Origin of the sequence: Arenimonas composti TR7-09 = DSM 18010 (genome assembly GCF_000426365.1) — a bacterium.
GTDB classification, from domain to species: domain Bacteria; phylum Pseudomonadota; class Gammaproteobacteria; order Xanthomonadales; family Xanthomonadaceae; genus Arenimonas; species Arenimonas composti.
Map to the genome: position 1 here is coordinate 317,013 of NZ_AUFF01000002.1, position 15,795 is coordinate 332,807.

Consider the following 15,795-nt stretch of genomic DNA (forward strand, 5'->3'; position numbering starts at 1 on the left):
CCAACAATAACCCAAAAACGGCGATTCGCCAGCCTCTTAGCGGACTTTCCTCCGGTTGGTCCACCGGTCCGATGCGGTAAGCTGTCGCCCGCATCGGAGGGGAAGCCCGAGTGAAAGTCAGCGTGATTCTGCCAGCCAAGAACGAGGCGGAGGGCCTGCGCCGGACCCTGCCGGCCCTGGCGGCAGCCCTGCCGGAGGCCGAGGTCATCGTCGTCGACGACGGTTCGACCGACGCGACGGCCGAAATCGCCGCGGCGGCCGGGGCGAAGGTGCTGGCCTCGCCGTATTCGATGGGCAACGGCGCCGCGATCAAACGCGGTGCCCGCGCCGCGACCGGCGACGTCCTGGTCTTCATGGACGCCGACGGCCAGCACGATCCCGGGCAGATCCGCGAACTGCTCGCCCGGCTCGACGAGGGCTACGACATGGTCGTCGGCGCCCGCGACGGCCACGGCCAGGCCAGCGTCGGCCGCAGCCTGGCGAACCGCTTCTACAACCGCCTTTCCAGCTGGATGACCGGTCACCGGATCCTCGACCTGACCTCCGGCTTCCGGGTGGTGCGCGCCGACCGCTTCCGCGAATTCCTGCACCTGCTGCCGAACGGCTTCAGCTACCCGACCACCAGCACGATGGCCTTCTTCCGCAGCGCCTACCCGGTGGCCTACGTGCCGGTCCGGGTCGACCGCCGGGTTGGCCAGGCCAGCCACATCCGCCCGCTCGCCGACGGCCTGCGCTTCCTGCTGATCATCTTCAAGATCGCGACGCTGTATTCGCCGTTGAAGCTGTTCCTGCCCGTCGGGACGGGCTTCTTCCTGCTCGGCGCCGGCTACTACGCCTGGACCTTCACGACGATGGGGCGGTTCACGAACATGTCGACGCTGCTCTTCAGCGCGGCGGTGATCGTGTTCCTGATCGGGCTGGTGTCGGAGCAGATCACCTCGCTGACCTATAACCGCCCGGGTCGGGAATGAGTCGCCTGCAGGCTTTGGCGCGGCTGCTGGCGCGGACGCCGCTTCACCCGCAATGGCTGATGGGGCTTCGACGTCCGCCGGATGGCTTGCAGGACGCGTGCGGCGTGGTGGTCGACATCGGCGCTGCCGATCGCTGGGTCCGCGCGTACCTGCCCGAGGGCGTGCACTACGTCGCGCTGGACTATCCGGTCACTGGTCGCGACCTCTACGGCGCGCGCCCCGACGTGTTCGCCGACGGGGCGGCACTGCCTTTCGCCGACGCCAGTGTCGACGGCGTGATCTGCCTGGAAGTCCTCGAGCACGTCGCCGATCCGGCTCGCGTCGTCGCCGAGATCGCCCGCGTGCTGCGTCCCGGCGGCGACGCTTGGATTTCCATGCCGTTCCTCTATCCCCTGCACGACGCGCCGCACGACTACCAGCGCTATACCGAGTTCGGCCTGCGCCGGGATCTCGGGCGCGCGGGTCTGGGTGTCGTGGCGATGAAACGAACGCTTTCGGCGATCGCCACCGCCGGACTGCTGGCGAGCCTGGCGATCGCTGGCCCGCTTCGCGACCGCCGCGGGATCGGGGTGACCCTGCTGGCGGCGCCGGCGGCGGCGCTTGTCCTGCTGGTCAATGTCACCGCCGCGGTGTTGGGCCGGATGTGGCCCGACTGGGGACATCTGGGAATCGGCTATGAAGTGCGGGCCCGCAGGGAATGAGTGCCCGGGCGATCGTCCTGGTGACCACTTCGTATCCGCGCGCCGGTGACGGCAGCGAGGCGGCGGGGGGCTTCGTCGCTGACCTTGCCGCGGAGCTGGCCCTGCACGGTCCGGTCCGGGTCGTCGCGCCGGGGGACAACGCGCGCACGGAGGCGCACGGCGCTCTGCAGGTGTTCCGCTATCCGGCGCCGACCCGGCCGCTGTCCACGCTTCGCCCATGGCGCCCTGCCGAGGCCCGTGACATCTGGCGTGTGCTGCGCGACGGCGCGGCAGTGACCCGACGTGCGGTCGCCGCCGCCGGGCCGACCGCGCACGTACTGGCACTCTGGGCGCTCCCGTCCGGTGACTGGGCGAGGCGTGCCGCTCTCGACGCCCGTATCGGCTACTCGGTCTGGACCCTCGGCAGTGACATCTGGTCGCTCGCCCGCCTACCGGGTGTCCGCGCCCGACTGAAGAAGGTGCTCGCGGAGGCGAGCAGGTGTTATTCCGATGGACTGCAGCTCGCCGAAGACACCCGGTCGATCGCGGGGCGCCCGGTGGAGTTCCTGCCCAGCACGCGCAGGACCGAAGCGCAACGCGATATTCCGCCGCGCGACGAGCCGCCATACCGGTTGCTGTTCCTCGGCCGCTGGCATCGCAACAAGGGTGTCGACCTGCTGATCGACGCGCTGCGGCAACTCGACGACGACACTTGGCGGCGGATCGAACTCGTCGATATCTGCGGCGGCGGTCCGCTGCAGGAATGCGTCGCCGATGGCGTCGCGGCGCTGGCCGCAGCAGGCAGACCGGTGCGTATGCGCGGCTTTCTCGCCAAGCCCGACGCGGAGGCAGCAATGCTGGCGGCCGACTGGCTGCTGATTCCTTCGCGGATCGAAAGCATCCCCGTCGTCTTCTCCGACGCGGTGAAGCTCGGCCTGCCGATCGTGACGACCCCGGTCGGCGACCTGCCGGGACTGACCGCCCAACCCCCGGCCTGTGGCCGGGTGGCGACGGCGGTCGAACCGGCAGCCTTCGCTGCGGAAATCGCAGCCGCGGTACGTGCCGGCACCGCAGCGTACGTCGCTGGTACCCGGGATCGCGCGGGCCGGTTCGATCTTTCGCGAATCGCCAGTCGAATCCGGGAGGTCCCCGGTGACTGAGCCTCTGGGGCAACCCCGCTGGGGCAACGCCGGACGCGACCGCAAGGCCGCCGCGCTCCACGAAACGCTGCGTCGGGTCTGCGGATCGGATCCGCCGCGGAGTCACTGGCTGGACGTGGGCTGCGGCAGTGGCGGCATCGCAACTGCGCTGGCGGAGCGGGGCATCGTCGTCACCGGGGTCGACCCCGAGCCGTGGCCGTCATGGGCGGATGCAATGGCCGCCCATCCCGGGCTGCGACTCGTCCAGGGCGCTTTCGACGGCGAGGCGTTGCCGGTTCCGGCCGAGTCGGCCGACGTCGTCGTCTGCAACCAGGTTTATGAACACGACGCTGATCCCGCCCGACTGGTTGCGAACATCGCGCGTGTGCTCCGTCCCGGGGGGCGCTGCTATTTCGCCGGCCCGAACCTGCTGTGGCCGGTCGAACCGCACGTCTTCTGGCCGTTCGTGCATTGGCTGCCGCGGCGGGCGGCGCAGGCTTGCATGCGAGCGCTCGGTTCGTCACGCGCAGGGGAGCTCGACGCATGGTCGCGTGACTGGCTGACACTTCGGCGCTGGTTCCGCGAACACCGGTTCGAGCGGCGGTGGGTGCTCCGGGAACGCCTTGCCGCCGAATTCGACGTGCGTGGCCGTCCTCGTATGGCCGCCGGAATCGCGCGGCTGCCTTCGTGGCTGTTCGCCCTGCTCGAGCCGATATCGCCCGGTTTCATTTATGTCCTGCGCAAGCCGCTGGTTCCGGAGGGGCACGGATGACCTCGGCCTGGGAGATCTCGACGAAACCTGGTGAGGCCTATCTGCAATGGGTGAGTGCCCGCCACCACGCCTTCGCCGAGCCCGGGTGGACGCGCGCGCTGGCGGCGATCGGTGCGCAGCCATTGTTCGCCTGGAGCGCGACGCTGGAATCGGGTGTTCTGGTCGCTTGCATGCGTCGCGGGCCCTTCCGCCTCGGGATCTGTGGCCACCCGGTGGCCGGACCGCGCTGGGACGCGATGTCGGACACCGAAGCGAAGACGCAGGCGGAAAGCCTCTGTGCGGCGGCGAAGCTCGACCTTCTGCGTCTCAACCGATCCATGCTCACGAGCGTCGACAATCGCGCCTCCGGAGCGAGAATGGAGTTCTGGATAGACGACCTCGCAGAATGGCGGGACGACGCCAGCAGGCGCCGGCGCAAGGACCTCGCGTTCGCGCGTCGTGCGACCGCCGGCCGCGCGCAGCTGAGCGAAGGACTCGACCCGTCCGCGGCATTCGCGCTTTACGCCGCGACGGTCGATCGCCACGCCGGCAACCGTCGCTACACGCCCGCCTATTTCGTTGCGTTGCAGGATCTGGCGCGCGAGTCCGCCGCGCTGCGGTGTTTGTCGGTCACCGACGCGGGTGGCGGGCTGCTCGGATTCGCGGTACTGGCCTTCCATGGCCGCGTCGCCTACTACCTGCATGGCGGTGCCAGCCCCGAGGGCCGGCGGGCAGGGGTCAGCGACCTCCTGCTTGAAGCGATGCTCGTCGCCACACGTGATTCAGGCTGCCGACGTTTCAGCCTGATGGCCTCGCCGTGGGACCAGCCGGGCCTGTCGGCGTTCAAGGAGAAGTGGAGCGACCGGCGTGGTTTCGCCGTGACCCACGACCTGGCCGCGAGTGTCGTCGGACGGCTCGCCTGCGGCTGGCTTCGGCACAAGGGCCGTGGCGATCGCCGGCTCGCGGTCGAGAACGCGGGAACGGCTGCGCGATGATTCCCCGCTACCGGTCCCCGCTCGGCATCGGCGAGTTGATTGCGTCGTTCCGGCAGCGGCATTCGCCGGGACCGCGCGGGGATTTCGCCGGCCTTCCCGACCATCCTCCCGCCTGGTTCGCCTCCGCGTCGGATGCCCTGTGCAGCTGGCTTCGGCGGAATGGGACGACCGGTCACATCGTCGTTCCCGCTTACACCTGCATCCGCATCGTGGAGGCGATCGAGACCGCCGGATGGACGCCTCACTTCGTCGACATCGACCATGAAACGCTGGCGGTGGACGGGACTGCGGTGCGTGCGATTCTGGACCGGGTGCCGGTTCCGAAGGCGATTCTCGCCACCCATCTGCACGGGTTGCCGTCGCCGTTGGCTGATCTGCGCAGGCTCGCGGACCACGGCAACGCGTCGCTCGTCGAAGATTGCGCGATGGCGCAGGGTGCCCTCGCTGCGGATGGTTCGCCGGTCGGAGCCGTCGGGGATGCATCGATCTTCAGTTTCGGCCTGGGCAAGGTCTGCAGTTTCGGCGCCGGTGGCGCGCTGGTCCCCGCGGAACGCGAGCGGGAGGCAGATGCGCCACGGGCGGTATGGCGGGCGATGCTCGTCTGGGCGAGCCGCGTCGGGGTCGTCGGCGACCTCCGCTATGCGGCCCAGGAAGCGCTGAAGGGGATCCTGCGCGGGAACCGACCCGTTCAGGGCGCCGGCGATTACGCTCCCGCCGGGTGGTCGGTCGACGCCGGCCACATGCTCGCCAGGTTCCTGGCTGCGCCGCACCGGGCGGCGGAGCTGGAGGCGCGCCGGCTACGGAGCGCCGACTGGCACGCTTTCGTGGCCGCGCTGGGTTCGGCACGCGTGGGCGTGCCGCGCATCGGCCCTGCAGTGCGACCGTGTTTCCCGCACCTGCCGCTGCTGGTCGCGGAACGCGACGAACTGGCCGATCGGCTGCGTGCCGTCGGCGTGCACACCGCGCGCTATTTCGATTACGTAGCCGCGGAGCTCGCCGGCGCCGACGGCGATTTCCCGGGCGCGCGTTCGGTGTCGTCGCGCATCCTGTTGCTGCCGATGGATCCGGGCATCGATGCGAGCGCTGCCGCGGTGCGTGCGGCGCTGGCCGCTCACGCCTCGACGGGTTGAGAATTCCCTCCGGCTGCGTCGATGCGCGCCTGCAGCGTGCGGGCGAGCGCCCGGCAGTCGGAGCGGATTCCGCGCAGCGTGCGGCTGCGGTAGTTGCGGCGGTTGTCGAGACCCAGGAAGAACACGCCAGGGGTCCGGGTTGATTCCCAGTCGTAGCAACGCGGCAGGCCGTCGGCATCCGTATCGATGGGCAACTCCGGGAGTCCAGGGCGGTAACCGGTCGCGTGCACGACCATCCCGGCTTCCAGCGTACTGCCGTCTTCGAACTCGACGACACCCTCCCGCAAGGCGCGGATCGGTGGATAACGGGGTATCCGCCCGGCTTCGAACAGTTCGCGGGAGCGGCCGCCATCCATCACTGGAAAGGACGGCAGGCGAAGTCTCGGGCGCAACACCACGAGAAGTTCCTCGTAGAAGTAGTACAGCGCGTCCTTGAGCGCGCCGAGCCGACCGTCGCGTCGGAATTCCACCGGGGCGCGGGTGGACAGCGCGACTTCGATGCCGGCGTCCGCCAGTTCGACCATGATCTGGCCGGCGCTGACGCGTCGGCCGACGACGATCACGGGACGACCGCCTGCAAGGCGCCGCACTTTCTCGGGACCGGGGTAGGCGGCCGCATGGACGACCGGGATCGATCCATCGTCGTCCGCCGCCGGATCAGGGCCCACTGGATGTGGAAAATAGCCGGTGCAGACCACGACGAAACGTGACCGGACCTGGCCGCGTGAGGTCGTGACGACATGCCCCTCGCCGTGCGCCGCGATCGCCGTGACCTTGCAGCCCGGTACGACGCGGATGTCCTCGCGGGTGCGGAACTCGTCGAGGTAGGCGGCGAACTGCGGCGCGTCGACCAGAGCGAACGGTGGATGACGAAAGACGTCACGCCAGCACAGTGCATTGGTCCACCAGGGACTCACCAGGCGCAATGCCGGCGGCATCGAGCGCCACGACGCACCGGCGTCGTCCTGGTCGACGATGCAGTGATCGATCCGCCGACGACGCAACTGCCGCGCCAGTGCCAGACCGGCAGGGCCGGCACCCACGATCAGCACGCCGGTCCGCGCCGGGAGGGAAAATCCAGGGTCGGAAGTCGTCATCACTTGCCCAGCACGAAGCGCACGTCGCAGTAGTCCCAGGGCAGCACGCCGACGAGTCGGCCGATCAGGCGTTCGGCGCTCCGGAGAGCCGGGAACATTCGTTCCGGCCAGAGCCCGAAGCGAACCGCATGAATGGTCGGGATCCTGCCGTAGCGCAGGATGTCCACCTGCTCGATCTGGAATCCGGCAGCGGCGAACAGCTGTTCGAACCCGGCACGCGTTCGCCGGTGCTGCCATACCGCCGGGTCGATGGTCGCCTTGCGTCGCACCTGTTCGATCGCGACGACCCGGCCGCCAGGGCGCAGAACCCGGTGGATTTCGCCGAGCATCGCCTGCAGTTCGTGATCGTCCATCAGGTGGTTCAGGACCACGTACGTCAGCACGGCATCGACGCTGGCCGACGCCAGAGGTAGCCCGCGACCGTCGAACAGGAAGAACAGCGCGTCGTCGCCGAGCTGGCGATCACGGGCGCAAGCGAGCAGCCCTGGCGAGATGTCGGCGCCGATAACCTTCCGTCCAGTGGCGACCAGTGCGGCGCTGATGCCTCCGGTGCCGCAGCCGAAGTCGAGTACCGGCGAGTCCAGGCCGAGGTTGCCGAGCGCTTCCAGCAATGCGTGATTGCGCAGGCTGGTGATGTAGCGGTTCTTGTGTCCACGGGCGTCTCGGGGATCGATCACCGATGCGTCGGGTGGAAAGCTCGACAGCTTGTCCCAGTGCTCTCGCTGGAGATTCATGCGACGCCCCTTCGCGTTATTGCTTCGGCTCCCCAGGCGAGCGCCGCGAAAAGCAGGTCAGCCATGGTGAAAGCGAGCCGCGCGGCCATGCCGAGAAGAATCACCGTCGACGGTGCCACTGCCAGCTGGCTCCCCATCCACAGGAATATCGCCTCACGCACGAACAGCCCCGAGGGAGCGATGACCGCGAAGTTCGCCGCGAGGGACGCGCCCGCATAGCAGCTGCCGAGCAGGATCGCCGTTCGGAACGGGTCCTCGTCGGCAGGAAGCAGCAGCGCCCAGAACAGGAAGTACGGCAGCCATTCGCAGAGGAGGATCAGGGCGGCGCGAAGCGACCAGCGGCTGGAAGTGGCGGGCAGCGTCGCGTACTCGCGCAGCCGCGGGATCCGGCTGGCGAGCCGGAACATGGCGCGTTCGACCAGGTGAAGACGGTGTGCCGACCACGTCGCAACCACCAACGACACACACGCGAGCCACGCGAGCCATGGACCGCCGTCGAACAGCCAGACGGCCGCGGCCCCCAGCACGCCGAACGTGAGCGCCATCGTGTAGAGCGACTGGATGATGTTCGCGGCGACGACGCGATGTGCCGGTATGTGCGGAGCCAGCCGCTCGGCCTCGAAGATGACGCCGAGTACCTTGCCCGGCAGGTAGCGAACGACCTGCGAAAGGGCATATGCGCTGACGATGGCAGCCGGGGCGGGTGGGCCCGAGTGACCGAGTCGACGCAGGACCACAAGGTGGTACAGCGACTTCAGGGCGAGCATGCCCGCGACCGCCAAGCTGCCGGCGAGCAGCAGCCACGGCTCCAGCAGCGTGACGTCGGCCCGCAGGGCCAACCACTGGTCGCGCAGGTAGTAGCCGAGATAGGCAATCGCGGCGGCGAGCAGCAGCCATTGCAGCAGCCTGCGCAACGGGAAGCCATTCGCGTCCTTCCGCGCGGTCCGGTCAGGGGCCGGCCCGGGTTCAGGCGTTCCCATTCAGGACGGCTCGCACCGCGGCGACGACCCGCTCCACATCGTCATCGCTCAGCTTGGGGCTGAGCGGCAGGCTCATGGTGCCGCGTCCGATGCGCTGCGCATGCGGCCATTGCGCCGGGTCCCAGCGGAATCGTTCGCGGTAGTAGGGATGTTCGGCGACCGACAGGTAGTGCACACCGGTGCCGATGCCGCGGACGTGCATCGCCTGCAGGAAATCATCGCGACTGATCCCGGCGCGGACCGGATCGATGTCGATCGTGAACAGGTGGTACGCGTGGCGGGTCTGCGGTTCCACGTCGGCGGGCAATCCGAGTGGCGAATCGGCGAATGCGTCGATGTAGGTCGACCAGATCGCCTCGCGTCGCCGCCATGCCGTCTCGACGCGCGCGAGCTGGTGAATCCCGATGGCCGCCTGCATGTCCATCATGTTGTACTTGAATCCGCACTCCACGACCTGGTAGTGCTTGAAGCCACTGTCGCCGAAGCGGTGCCAGGCATCCTTGCTCATGCCGTGCAGCGCCAGCACCCGCGCCCGTGCGATCGCCTCGGCATCGCGCCCGACGATCATGCCACCCTCGCCGGTGACGACGTTCTTGGTGACGTAGAAGCTGAAGCAGCCGAACTGGCCGAAGGTGCCGGCGTGGCGCCCTTTCCAGAGCGTTTCGATCGCGTGCGCGCAGTCCTCGATGACCACGAGCTCATGCTTCGCGGCGATCGCCATGATCCGGTCCATGTCGCAGGGGCGGCCGGCGAAGTGCACCGGCAGGATCGCCCGCGTGCGCGGGGTGATCGCCGCCTCGATCGCATCGGGGTCGATGTTCTGCGTCACCGGGTCGACATCGGCGAGCACCGGCACCAGGCCGGCGTGCAGGATCGCGTTCACCGTCGCGCAGAAGGTCAGCGGGGTGGTGATCACCTCCGACCCCGGCTCGAGCCCGGCCGCGATCAGGCTGACGTGCAGCGCCGCGGTGCAGGAATTGACACCGGCGACCTGCGACGGCGGCAGGCCCAGCCAGGCGCCGAAGTCCGATTCGAAGCGGGCGACCCGGGGGCCGGTGCCGAGCCAGCCGGAGCGCAGGCAGGCCTCGACCTCGGCGATTTCCGCGTCCTGGATGTCGGGTGCCGCGAAAACGATGTACGGGGCCGTCATTTCATTCTTCCGTTCCGGGGGCCGGCTCGGCCGCGTCCAGCGACACTTCGGCGATGCCGCGTTCGCGCATTTCGGCCGCCAGTGCCTCCGCCTGCTGCCGGTACCCGGCGTCGGCGAGCGTCAGGATGATACCGGCAACGAAGCGCGGGTCGTTGCGCGCGGCGAGGCCGCTGCGCAGGAAGAAGTCGGCGGCGAGGGCCTCGTCGCCGGCGTATTCCAGCGCGTGCATGCCGAACTCGAAGTTCTGCCCCGCGCTCAGCAGCGCGCGCTCGCGCAGCAGCGCGTAGGCGGCGGCGAAACGGCGGTCGTCGAATACCTCGATGTCCCGCCGCGAACGCAGCAGGCCCATCATCACCGCCATCTCCTGCGGGCCGACCGCCCGCGTCCGCAGCTTGTGCTCGACGCGGTCCCACCATTCCGGCCGCGAGGAGACGCCGGCGTTGGCGGCCAGCACGAGCAGCCCCTGCTCCGGCATCAGCGAGGCGTTCTCGATGCGCGAGCCGCGCTCGAACTCCGCCTGCGCCATCGCGTACATGAACGATTCCGGGTCGTAGCCACTGAGCACCATGTACTGCTCGCCTAGGTCGGTGCTCGCGCGCGACGAGGCGGGATTGCCGCCTGCCATCTGCATCGCCAGCGCCAGCGGGTCGCCCCATACCGAACTCCGGACCAGGCACATCGCGAACAGGCCGCCGATCAGTGCCGCGCCGACCAGCCTGCGGGCGCCGACGCCGAGCTTCGGCAGCAGCGGGGCCAGCAACGCGTAGGCGGCCAGCAACACGCCGAGCAGGGCGAAGTAGTTGCGGTGCTCGAAGGCCAGCTCGAGCGCGAACACGTTGCTGGTCAGCAGGTGCGCGGCGAAGAACCAGAAGATGCCGAGGAAATAGAGCGGCATCCGCCGACGCAGCAGCAGCGCCGAAACCGCCAGCGCCAGCAGCAGCAGGCCGCCGGCCAGGGTGGTCGCCGGCTCCAGCAGCGACTGCGAGGCCTGCAGGTGGTCGTAATAGAAGACGTAGGCGTCCGGTCGCGGCAGCACGATCCAGCCCAGGTACATCGGCAGCACCCGCAGCTGCGTCAACAGCCGTTCGCCGGCGCTGTAGTCGCGCAGCGCATAGGCCTCGGCGGTGAAATAACGCGGGGCGATCCAGACGAGGAACACGCAGGTCGCCGCCGCCAGGCCGAATCCATACAGGCCGACCAGCCAGCGGCTGCGGCGGCCGCCGGCGAGTTCGAACCGGAAGAGCGCGAGTTCCAGGCCGAGCGCGAAAACCGGGAACAGCACCGCCGTTTCCTTCGCCAGCAGGCCGACCGCGGCGATCAGTGCGCTGACGCCCAGCCACGGCCATCCGCGGTGACCGTCGAGTTGGCGCCGGCGGCCGTGCACGTAGGCCAGCAGCGCCAGCAGCACGAAGACGATGCTCAGCGATTCCATGCGCTGAACGACGTACAGCACCGTCGACACCTGCAGCGGGTGCAGGGCCCAGAGCGCCGCCAGCACGAAGGCGGCGGCGGGGGCGAGCAGGGGGACGCCGTCGCGGTCACGCAGTCGTACCAGCAACAGCAGGACGAGCAGGGCGTTGACGACGTGTACCGCGAGGTTGGCGGCCTTGTAGCCCCAGGGATCGAGGCCGCCGTAGACGTGGTTGATCGCGAAGGTCGCGGTCGCCAGTGGCCTGCCGTAGATCTCCCGATAGGCGCCGGCGGCGCGGCGCAGTGATTCGGGGTCCAGCGCGGTCGCGTGCACCGCGTCCTGGTGGACGATGTTCGGGAAGTCGTCGAACAGGAAACCGCCGCCCAGGCCAGGCCAGTAGGCGGCGGTGGTCAGCAACAACAGCAGCAGGATCCGGAAACCGCTCGATATGCCCGTGGCGATCCGTGCCGGCGCAGGCGGGGTGCGTGGCTTCAGGAGCTGCAACCTTCCGGCCAGTGCTTCGGCAGGGCGATGTCGGTGACGCAGCTCCAGGTGCCGGCGGAAGTCCGCTGCAGCGTGATGTGCTTGCCGTTGATCGCCGGGTTGCCGTTGAGCTGGCAGCTGATCGTGCCTTCCTCGCCGCCGGTCACGGTGACGCTGCAGCGCGCGGTGGAGGCGGAGAGGCCGATGTCGGTGGCGTCGAAGGTGGAAACCCCTTCGGCGACCATCTTGGATTCGAAGGCGCTACGTCCGGACGAGATCTCCGCGAGGCCGGCGGCGGCCTGGGCGCGGATGTTGTAGTCCTGGTAGGCGGGCAGCGCGATGGCTGCGAGGATGGCGATGATCGCGACGACGATCATCAGCTCGATGAGGGTGAAGCCACGTTGCCGGTTCATGACCATCCCCCTGTGAATGGCCCCACGCGAACGAGAGGAAAGCCGGAGGGGATCGCTCCCCTCCGGCCGGATGAAGCATGTATCAGGTGCAACCGGTCGGCAGGTACTTGGCGTCCAGGCCGGTGATCGTGCAGTCGTAGTTGCCGGTGGCCGAGTTGCGCTGCAGCTGGATGACCTTGCCCACGACGCGCGGGTTGCCCGCCAGGGTGCACTTGATCGTGCCGGTGGCGCTGCCCGCGACGGCGATGGCCGAGCAGCGGGTGGTCGCCGTGGCCAGGCCGATGCTGGCCTGGGTGTTGAACGTGGTCGAACCGCGGTTGATCTTCTCTTCGAACGCGGTCACGCCGCCACGGATGTCGGCCAGACCGGCCGCGACCTGCGAACGGGCGATGTAGTCCTGATACGCCGGCAGCGCGATGGCGGCCAGGATCGCGATGATCGCAACCACGATCATCAGCTCGATCAGGGTGAAGCCTTTCTGGATCTTCTTCATGGGTGAATCCCCTAGGTGGATGTTGGTTTTGCCTGCTTCGGTCCGTCTTCCGTTCCGTGGTCGACCTGGATTTCGGCAGACTGTGATCCCGAGCAACTTCCGTGCCAGAGCGTTCCAGCGCTGGCACGGCTGGAAGATAGGCGTTCAGGGACCAAAACGCTAGCTGACCGCGGCCGGTGTGTCAGGTCACAGGCGGCCACAAGGACGTCACAAAGTGACCGCCTGCGTCACTTTGTGACGACAGCCCGGTTGAGGTCGACAAGTGGCGGCCCTGGGATATGCTCCCGCCGGGGATTTGCCCTGTCGGGGGAAGTAATGTCGAAACCAATCGCGCTCGAGCGGGCGCTGCTCGGGCTGTTCGTGGCGTCCGGCTTCGCCGGACTGATCTATCAGGCGATCTGGTCGCATTACCTGGGGTTGTCGCTCGGTCATGCCGCGTATGCGCAGACCCTCGTGCTGGCGATCTTCATGGGCGGCATGGCGCTGGGCGCCTGGATCGTCAGCCGCTACGGGGTGCGCTGGAAGCGGCTGATCCTGACCTACGCCGTCGTCGAGATCGTGATCGGCGTGGCCGGCCTGGCGTTCCACCCGCTCTTCCTGGGCTATACCGACCTGTCGCAGGACACCGTCTATCCGGCGCTGGACTCGATCGCGGCGGTGCGTGCTTGGCAGTGGGGAAGTGCCGCGCTGATGATCCTGCCGCAGTGCGTGCTGCTCGGCATGACCTTCCCGCTGATGAGCGGCGGCTACCTGCGCGTGGCGCCGGCGGCCGACGGCGAGATCCTCGGCGGCCTGTACTTCAGCAACAGCCTCGGTGCCGCCTTCGGCGCGCTGTTCGCGACCTTCGTGCTGCTGCCCTGGATCGGCATGCCGGGAACCGTCGCCACGGCCGGCGTCGTCAACCTGGCGGTGGGTGCCCTGGCCTGGGTCGTGGCCCGTCGGGTGGACGACGGTGGCTGGACCGACGGGGCACCGGTAGCGACCGCTGCCGCTCCGGTGAAACCGGCAGCCGCCGACGACGTCCCGTATTTCCGGATGATGGTCGTCGCCGCGGCGATCACCGGCGCGACCTCGTTCGTGTACGAGATCGGCTGGGTGCGGATGCTCAACCAGGCGCTCGGCACCACCGTGCACTCGTTCGAACTGATGCTGGCCGCCTTCATCCTCGGCCTCGCCTTCGGTGGCCTGTGGGTGCGTCGCCGCGCCGCCCGCATCGGCGATGCGGTCGCGGTAGCCGGCTACGCGCAAGTGCTCATGGGCGTCGCCGCGCTGCTGTCGCTGCCGGTGTTCGCCCAGAGCTTCCGCTGGGTCGGCGCGATGCTCGGCGTGCTGCCACGGACCGAAGCCGGCTATGCGCTCTTCAGCCTCGGTAGCGCCGGCATCGCCCTCGCGGTGATGTTCCCGGCAGCCTTCTTCGCCGGCCTGACCCTGCCGCTGTTCACGATGGCCCTGCTGCGGCGTGGTGCCGGCGAGGCCAGCATCGGCCGCATCTATGCCGCGAACACCCTCGGCGCGATCGCCGGTGTCGTGCTCGCGGTGCACGTGCTGATTCCGGCGCTCGGCCTGCACCTGGCGGTCACGCTCGCGGCGCTGGTCGACATCGCCTTGGGCTTCCTGCTGCTCAAGCGCTACGCCGAGAACGTGACCCAGCGTGCCTACTTCGCCAGCGCGATCCTCTGTCTCGTGGTGCTTCCGATGAGCCTGCTGCTGGGTCGCACGCCGCCCGAAGCGCTGGCATCGGGTGTGTTCCGCACCGGCGTCGCCGCACTCACCGACGACACCGAGTTCGTGTTCCTGCGCGACGGCAAGACCGCGACCGTCGCGGTGTTCGGTCGCGAAGGCACCGCGGTGATCGCCACGAACGGCAAGCCCGACGCCGGACTGGTCCTCGACGTGAACATGCCGCCGTCGGGCGACGAAAGCACGATGATCAGCGTCGGCGTGCTGCCACTGGCACTGCATCCCGACCCCCGCCGGATCGCGGTGATCGGCTGGGGCTCGGGAATGACCACCCACACGCTGCTCGGCAGCGACAAGCCCGAGGTCGTCGACTCGATCGAGATCGAGCGGGCGATGTACGACGGCGCGATGCACTTCGGACGACGCGTCACCCGCGCGTACACCGATCCACGCTCGCGGGTGCACATCGATGACGCGCGCACCTTCTTCTCCACCGGCAACCGCCGGTACGACGTGATCGTCTCGGAGCCGTCGAATCCGTGGGTCAGTGGCGTCGCCAGCCTGTTCACCCGCCAGTTCTACGGCTTCCTCGGCCGCCATCTGGAGGACGACGGGATCCTGGTGCAATGGGTGCAGGCCTACGAAATCGACGATCCGCTGCTGGCGACGATGCTGGCGGCGCTGGCCTCCGAGTTCCCCTACATCGACCTGTACCGGCCGAACGACGGTGACGTCGCCGTGGTCGCCAGCCGGAAGCCGCTGCCGCCGCTGCACGAGGCCGCTGAGCCGGGGTCGCCGCTGCATGCGGAGCTGCGCCGGGTCGGACTGGGCTCGGTGAGCGACCTCGCGATGCGTCGCGTCGGCACCCAGGCGATGATCGAGAACTTCGTGCGCATCGCCGGCGTCGACATCCACGACGACTTCTACCCGACCGTCTCGCTGCAGGCGCCGAGCGCGCGCTTCCGCAGGGTGGGGTCGTTCTGGATCACCAATCTGATCTCGACGGGCATGCCGGTGCTGGAAATGACCGATGGCCGCGTGCCCCTGCGCCCGAACGAGGACGTGATGCAGGGCCGCGGCATGCCCGACGAGATGATGCAGTTGCCGCGCGTCGCCTACGACACCGGTATCGCGATGCGCCAGGGCACGATGCCCGGGGTCGCGATGGAACTCGAGGAACTCGCGCGGGAACTCGAGCGGCTGCGCGCACTGTCGGCGGCACCGGTCGAGTCCGCGGATATCGGGGACTGGTTGCAGGCCGCCGCCGTCGTCGCCGAATTCACCATCGCCCACATCGCGCGCGAGGACCAGGTGGGCGTGTGGATCGAGCCGACGTGGATCGACCTCGACGGGCAGCCCGAGGACGTTCGCGCAGTGATGGCGGCCTACGACGCGACCGCGCGCCGCGACGCCCCGGCGATGCTCGCCGCCGGCCGCGCCGCCCTGCCGGTGGTCGGTCCCGACGCGCCGCCGTTGCTGCGCGAGCACCTGCTGGTGATCGCGATGCTCGGCGCCCTGGCTTCGGACCAGCCGGCGGAGGCGCTGCGCCTCGACCGCGAGGAAGGCCGCGGCATTCCCGTCGGCCGCGACAGCAACTACGGCTTCATCCGTTCGTGGTTGCTGGCCTGGGCCGACCGCCCGCGGCGCTGATGGCCCAGCCGCCCCCGGCGATACCCGGGGGCGGCCAA

At 69.0% G+C, this 15,795-nt stretch carries 14 protein-coding genes; 7 read left to right on the plus strand and 7 right to left on the minus strand.

Annotation, left to right across the window (positions count from 1 at the left end; translation table 11 throughout):
- The first annotated feature begins 122 nt into the window (after nucleotides 1-122).
- Genes K311_RS0105770 through K311_RS0105795 form a run of 6 tightly spaced genes read left to right on the plus strand, consistent with a single transcriptional unit; the run spans nucleotide 123 to nucleotide 5,666 of the window.
- Nucleotides 123-971, plus strand: a complete 849-nt coding sequence (locus K311_RS0105770; protein WP_245570630.1) for a glycosyltransferase family 2 protein — start codon at nucleotides 123-125, stop codon at nucleotides 969-971.
- Nucleotides 968-1,672 (plus strand): class I SAM-dependent methyltransferase, encoded by a 705-nt coding sequence (locus K311_RS17535; RefSeq protein ID WP_081683297.1) that lies wholly within the window; start codon nucleotides 968-970, stop codon nucleotides 1,670-1,672. The genes K311_RS0105770 and K311_RS17535 overlap by 4 nt, the downstream gene beginning before the upstream one ends.
- A gap of 20 nt (nucleotides 1,673-1,692) precedes the next feature.
- Nucleotides 1,693-2,811, plus strand: a complete 1,119-nt coding sequence (locus K311_RS0105780; RefSeq protein WP_161627299.1) for a glycosyltransferase — start codon at nucleotides 1,693-1,695, stop codon at nucleotides 2,809-2,811.
- Nucleotides 2,804-3,562, plus strand: a complete 759-nt coding sequence (locus tag K311_RS18030) for a class I SAM-dependent methyltransferase (protein ID WP_161627300.1) — start codon at nucleotides 2,804-2,806, stop codon at nucleotides 3,560-3,562. Before K311_RS0105780 ends, K311_RS18030 begins: the two co-directional genes overlap by 8 nt.
- Nucleotides 3,559-4,536, plus strand: a complete 978-nt coding sequence (locus K311_RS0105790; protein ID WP_026816531.1) for a GNAT family N-acetyltransferase — start codon at nucleotides 3,559-3,561, stop codon at nucleotides 4,534-4,536. Before K311_RS18030 ends, K311_RS0105790 begins: the two co-directional genes overlap by 4 nt.
- Nucleotides 4,533-5,666, plus strand: coding sequence for a DegT/DnrJ/EryC1/StrS family aminotransferase (locus K311_RS0105795; protein ID WP_026816532.1), 1,134 nt, complete (start codon nucleotides 4,533-4,535; stop codon nucleotides 5,664-5,666). Before K311_RS0105790 ends, K311_RS0105795 begins: the two co-directional genes overlap by 4 nt.
- On the opposite strand, the gene K311_RS0105800 is transcribed toward K311_RS0105795, so the two are convergent.
- The 7 genes from K311_RS0105800 to K311_RS0105830 form a co-directional block, all read right to left on the minus strand.
- The gene (locus K311_RS0105800; RefSeq protein WP_161627301.1) at nucleotides 5,648-6,763 is read right to left on the minus strand and encodes an NAD(P)-binding domain-containing protein; all 1,116 of its coding nucleotides are present in this window, start codon (nucleotides 6,761-6,763) and stop codon (nucleotides 5,648-5,650) included. The genes K311_RS0105795 and K311_RS0105800 overlap by 19 nt on opposite strands.
- A complete protein-coding gene (locus K311_RS17545) occupies nucleotides 6,763-7,497 on the minus strand; it encodes a class I SAM-dependent methyltransferase (protein ID WP_081683299.1) in 735 nt (244 codons plus the stop codon). Before K311_RS17545 ends, K311_RS0105800 begins: the two co-directional genes overlap by 1 nt.
- Nucleotides 7,494-8,411, minus strand: coding sequence for a hypothetical protein (locus K311_RS0105810; RefSeq protein ID WP_026816534.1), 918 nt, complete (start codon nucleotides 8,409-8,411; stop codon nucleotides 7,494-7,496). The genes K311_RS17545 and K311_RS0105810 overlap by 4 nt, the downstream gene beginning before the upstream one ends.
- Before the next feature lie 52 nt (nucleotides 8,412-8,463).
- A complete protein-coding gene (locus K311_RS0105815) occupies nucleotides 8,464-9,627 on the minus strand; it encodes a DegT/DnrJ/EryC1/StrS family aminotransferase (protein ID WP_026816535.1) in 1,164 nt (387 codons plus the stop codon).
- 1 nt (nucleotide 9,628) lies between these two features.
- Nucleotides 9,629-11,458: a hypothetical protein gene (locus tag K311_RS15595; protein ID WP_052049129.1), complete on the minus strand. Its 1,830-nt coding sequence runs from the start codon at nucleotides 11,456-11,458 to the stop codon at nucleotides 9,629-9,631.
- Nucleotides 11,459-11,529: 71 nt separating this feature from the next.
- A complete protein-coding gene (locus tag K311_RS0105825; protein ID WP_043796979.1) occupies nucleotides 11,530-11,934 on the minus strand; it encodes a pilin in 405 nt (134 codons plus the stop codon).
- Nucleotides 11,935-12,016: 82 nt separating this feature from the next.
- The gene (locus K311_RS0105830; protein WP_026816537.1) at nucleotides 12,017-12,427 is read right to left on the minus strand and encodes a pilin; all 411 of its coding nucleotides are present in this window, start codon (nucleotides 12,425-12,427) and stop codon (nucleotides 12,017-12,019) included.
- Between the two features lie 315 nt (nucleotides 12,428-12,742).
- Between K311_RS0105830 and K311_RS15600 the strand changes: the two genes are divergently transcribed.
- Entirely contained in the window at nucleotides 12,743-15,757 is a 3,015-nt protein-coding gene (locus tag K311_RS15600; RefSeq protein ID WP_051239583.1) for a spermine/spermidine synthase domain-containing protein, read from the plus strand.
- Nucleotides 15,758-15,795 lie beyond the last annotated feature (38 nt).

What these genes read in the sequence shown, in the direction of transcription:
- K311_RS17535 (WP_081683297.1), top strand. Translation starts at nt 968, where the DNA reads ATGAGTCGCCTGCAGGCTTTGGCGCGGCTGCTGGCGCGGACGCCGCTT.
- K311_RS0105790 (WP_026816531.1), top strand. Translation starts at nt 3,559, where the DNA reads ATGACCTCGGCCTGGGAGATCTCGACGAAACCTGGTGAGGCCTATCTG.
- K311_RS0105795 (WP_026816532.1), top strand. Translation starts at nt 4,533, where the DNA reads ATGATTCCCCGCTACCGGTCCCCGCTCGGCATCGGCGAGTTGATTGCG.
- K311_RS0105800 (WP_161627301.1), bottom strand. Translation starts at nt 6,763, where the DNA reads ATGACGACTTCCGACCCTGGATTTTCCCTCCCGGCGCGGACCGGCGTG.
- K311_RS17545 (WP_081683299.1), bottom strand. Translation starts at nt 7,497, where the DNA reads ATGAATCTCCAGCGAGAGCACTGGGACAAGCTGTCGAGCTTTCCACCC.
- K311_RS0105815 (WP_026816535.1), bottom strand. Translation starts at nt 9,627, where the DNA reads ATGACGGCCCCGTACATCGTTTTCGCGGCACCCGACATCCAGGACGCG.
- K311_RS0105825 (WP_043796979.1), bottom strand. Translation starts at nt 11,934, where the DNA reads ATGAACCGGCAACGTGGCTTCACCCTCATCGAGCTGATGATCGTCGTC.
- K311_RS0105830 (WP_026816537.1), bottom strand. Translation starts at nt 12,427, where the DNA reads ATGAAGAAGATCCAGAAAGGCTTCACCCTGATCGAGCTGATGATCGTG.
- K311_RS15600 (WP_051239583.1), top strand. Translation starts at nt 12,743, where the DNA reads ATGTCGAAACCAATCGCGCTCGAGCGGGCGCTGCTCGGGCTGTTCGTG.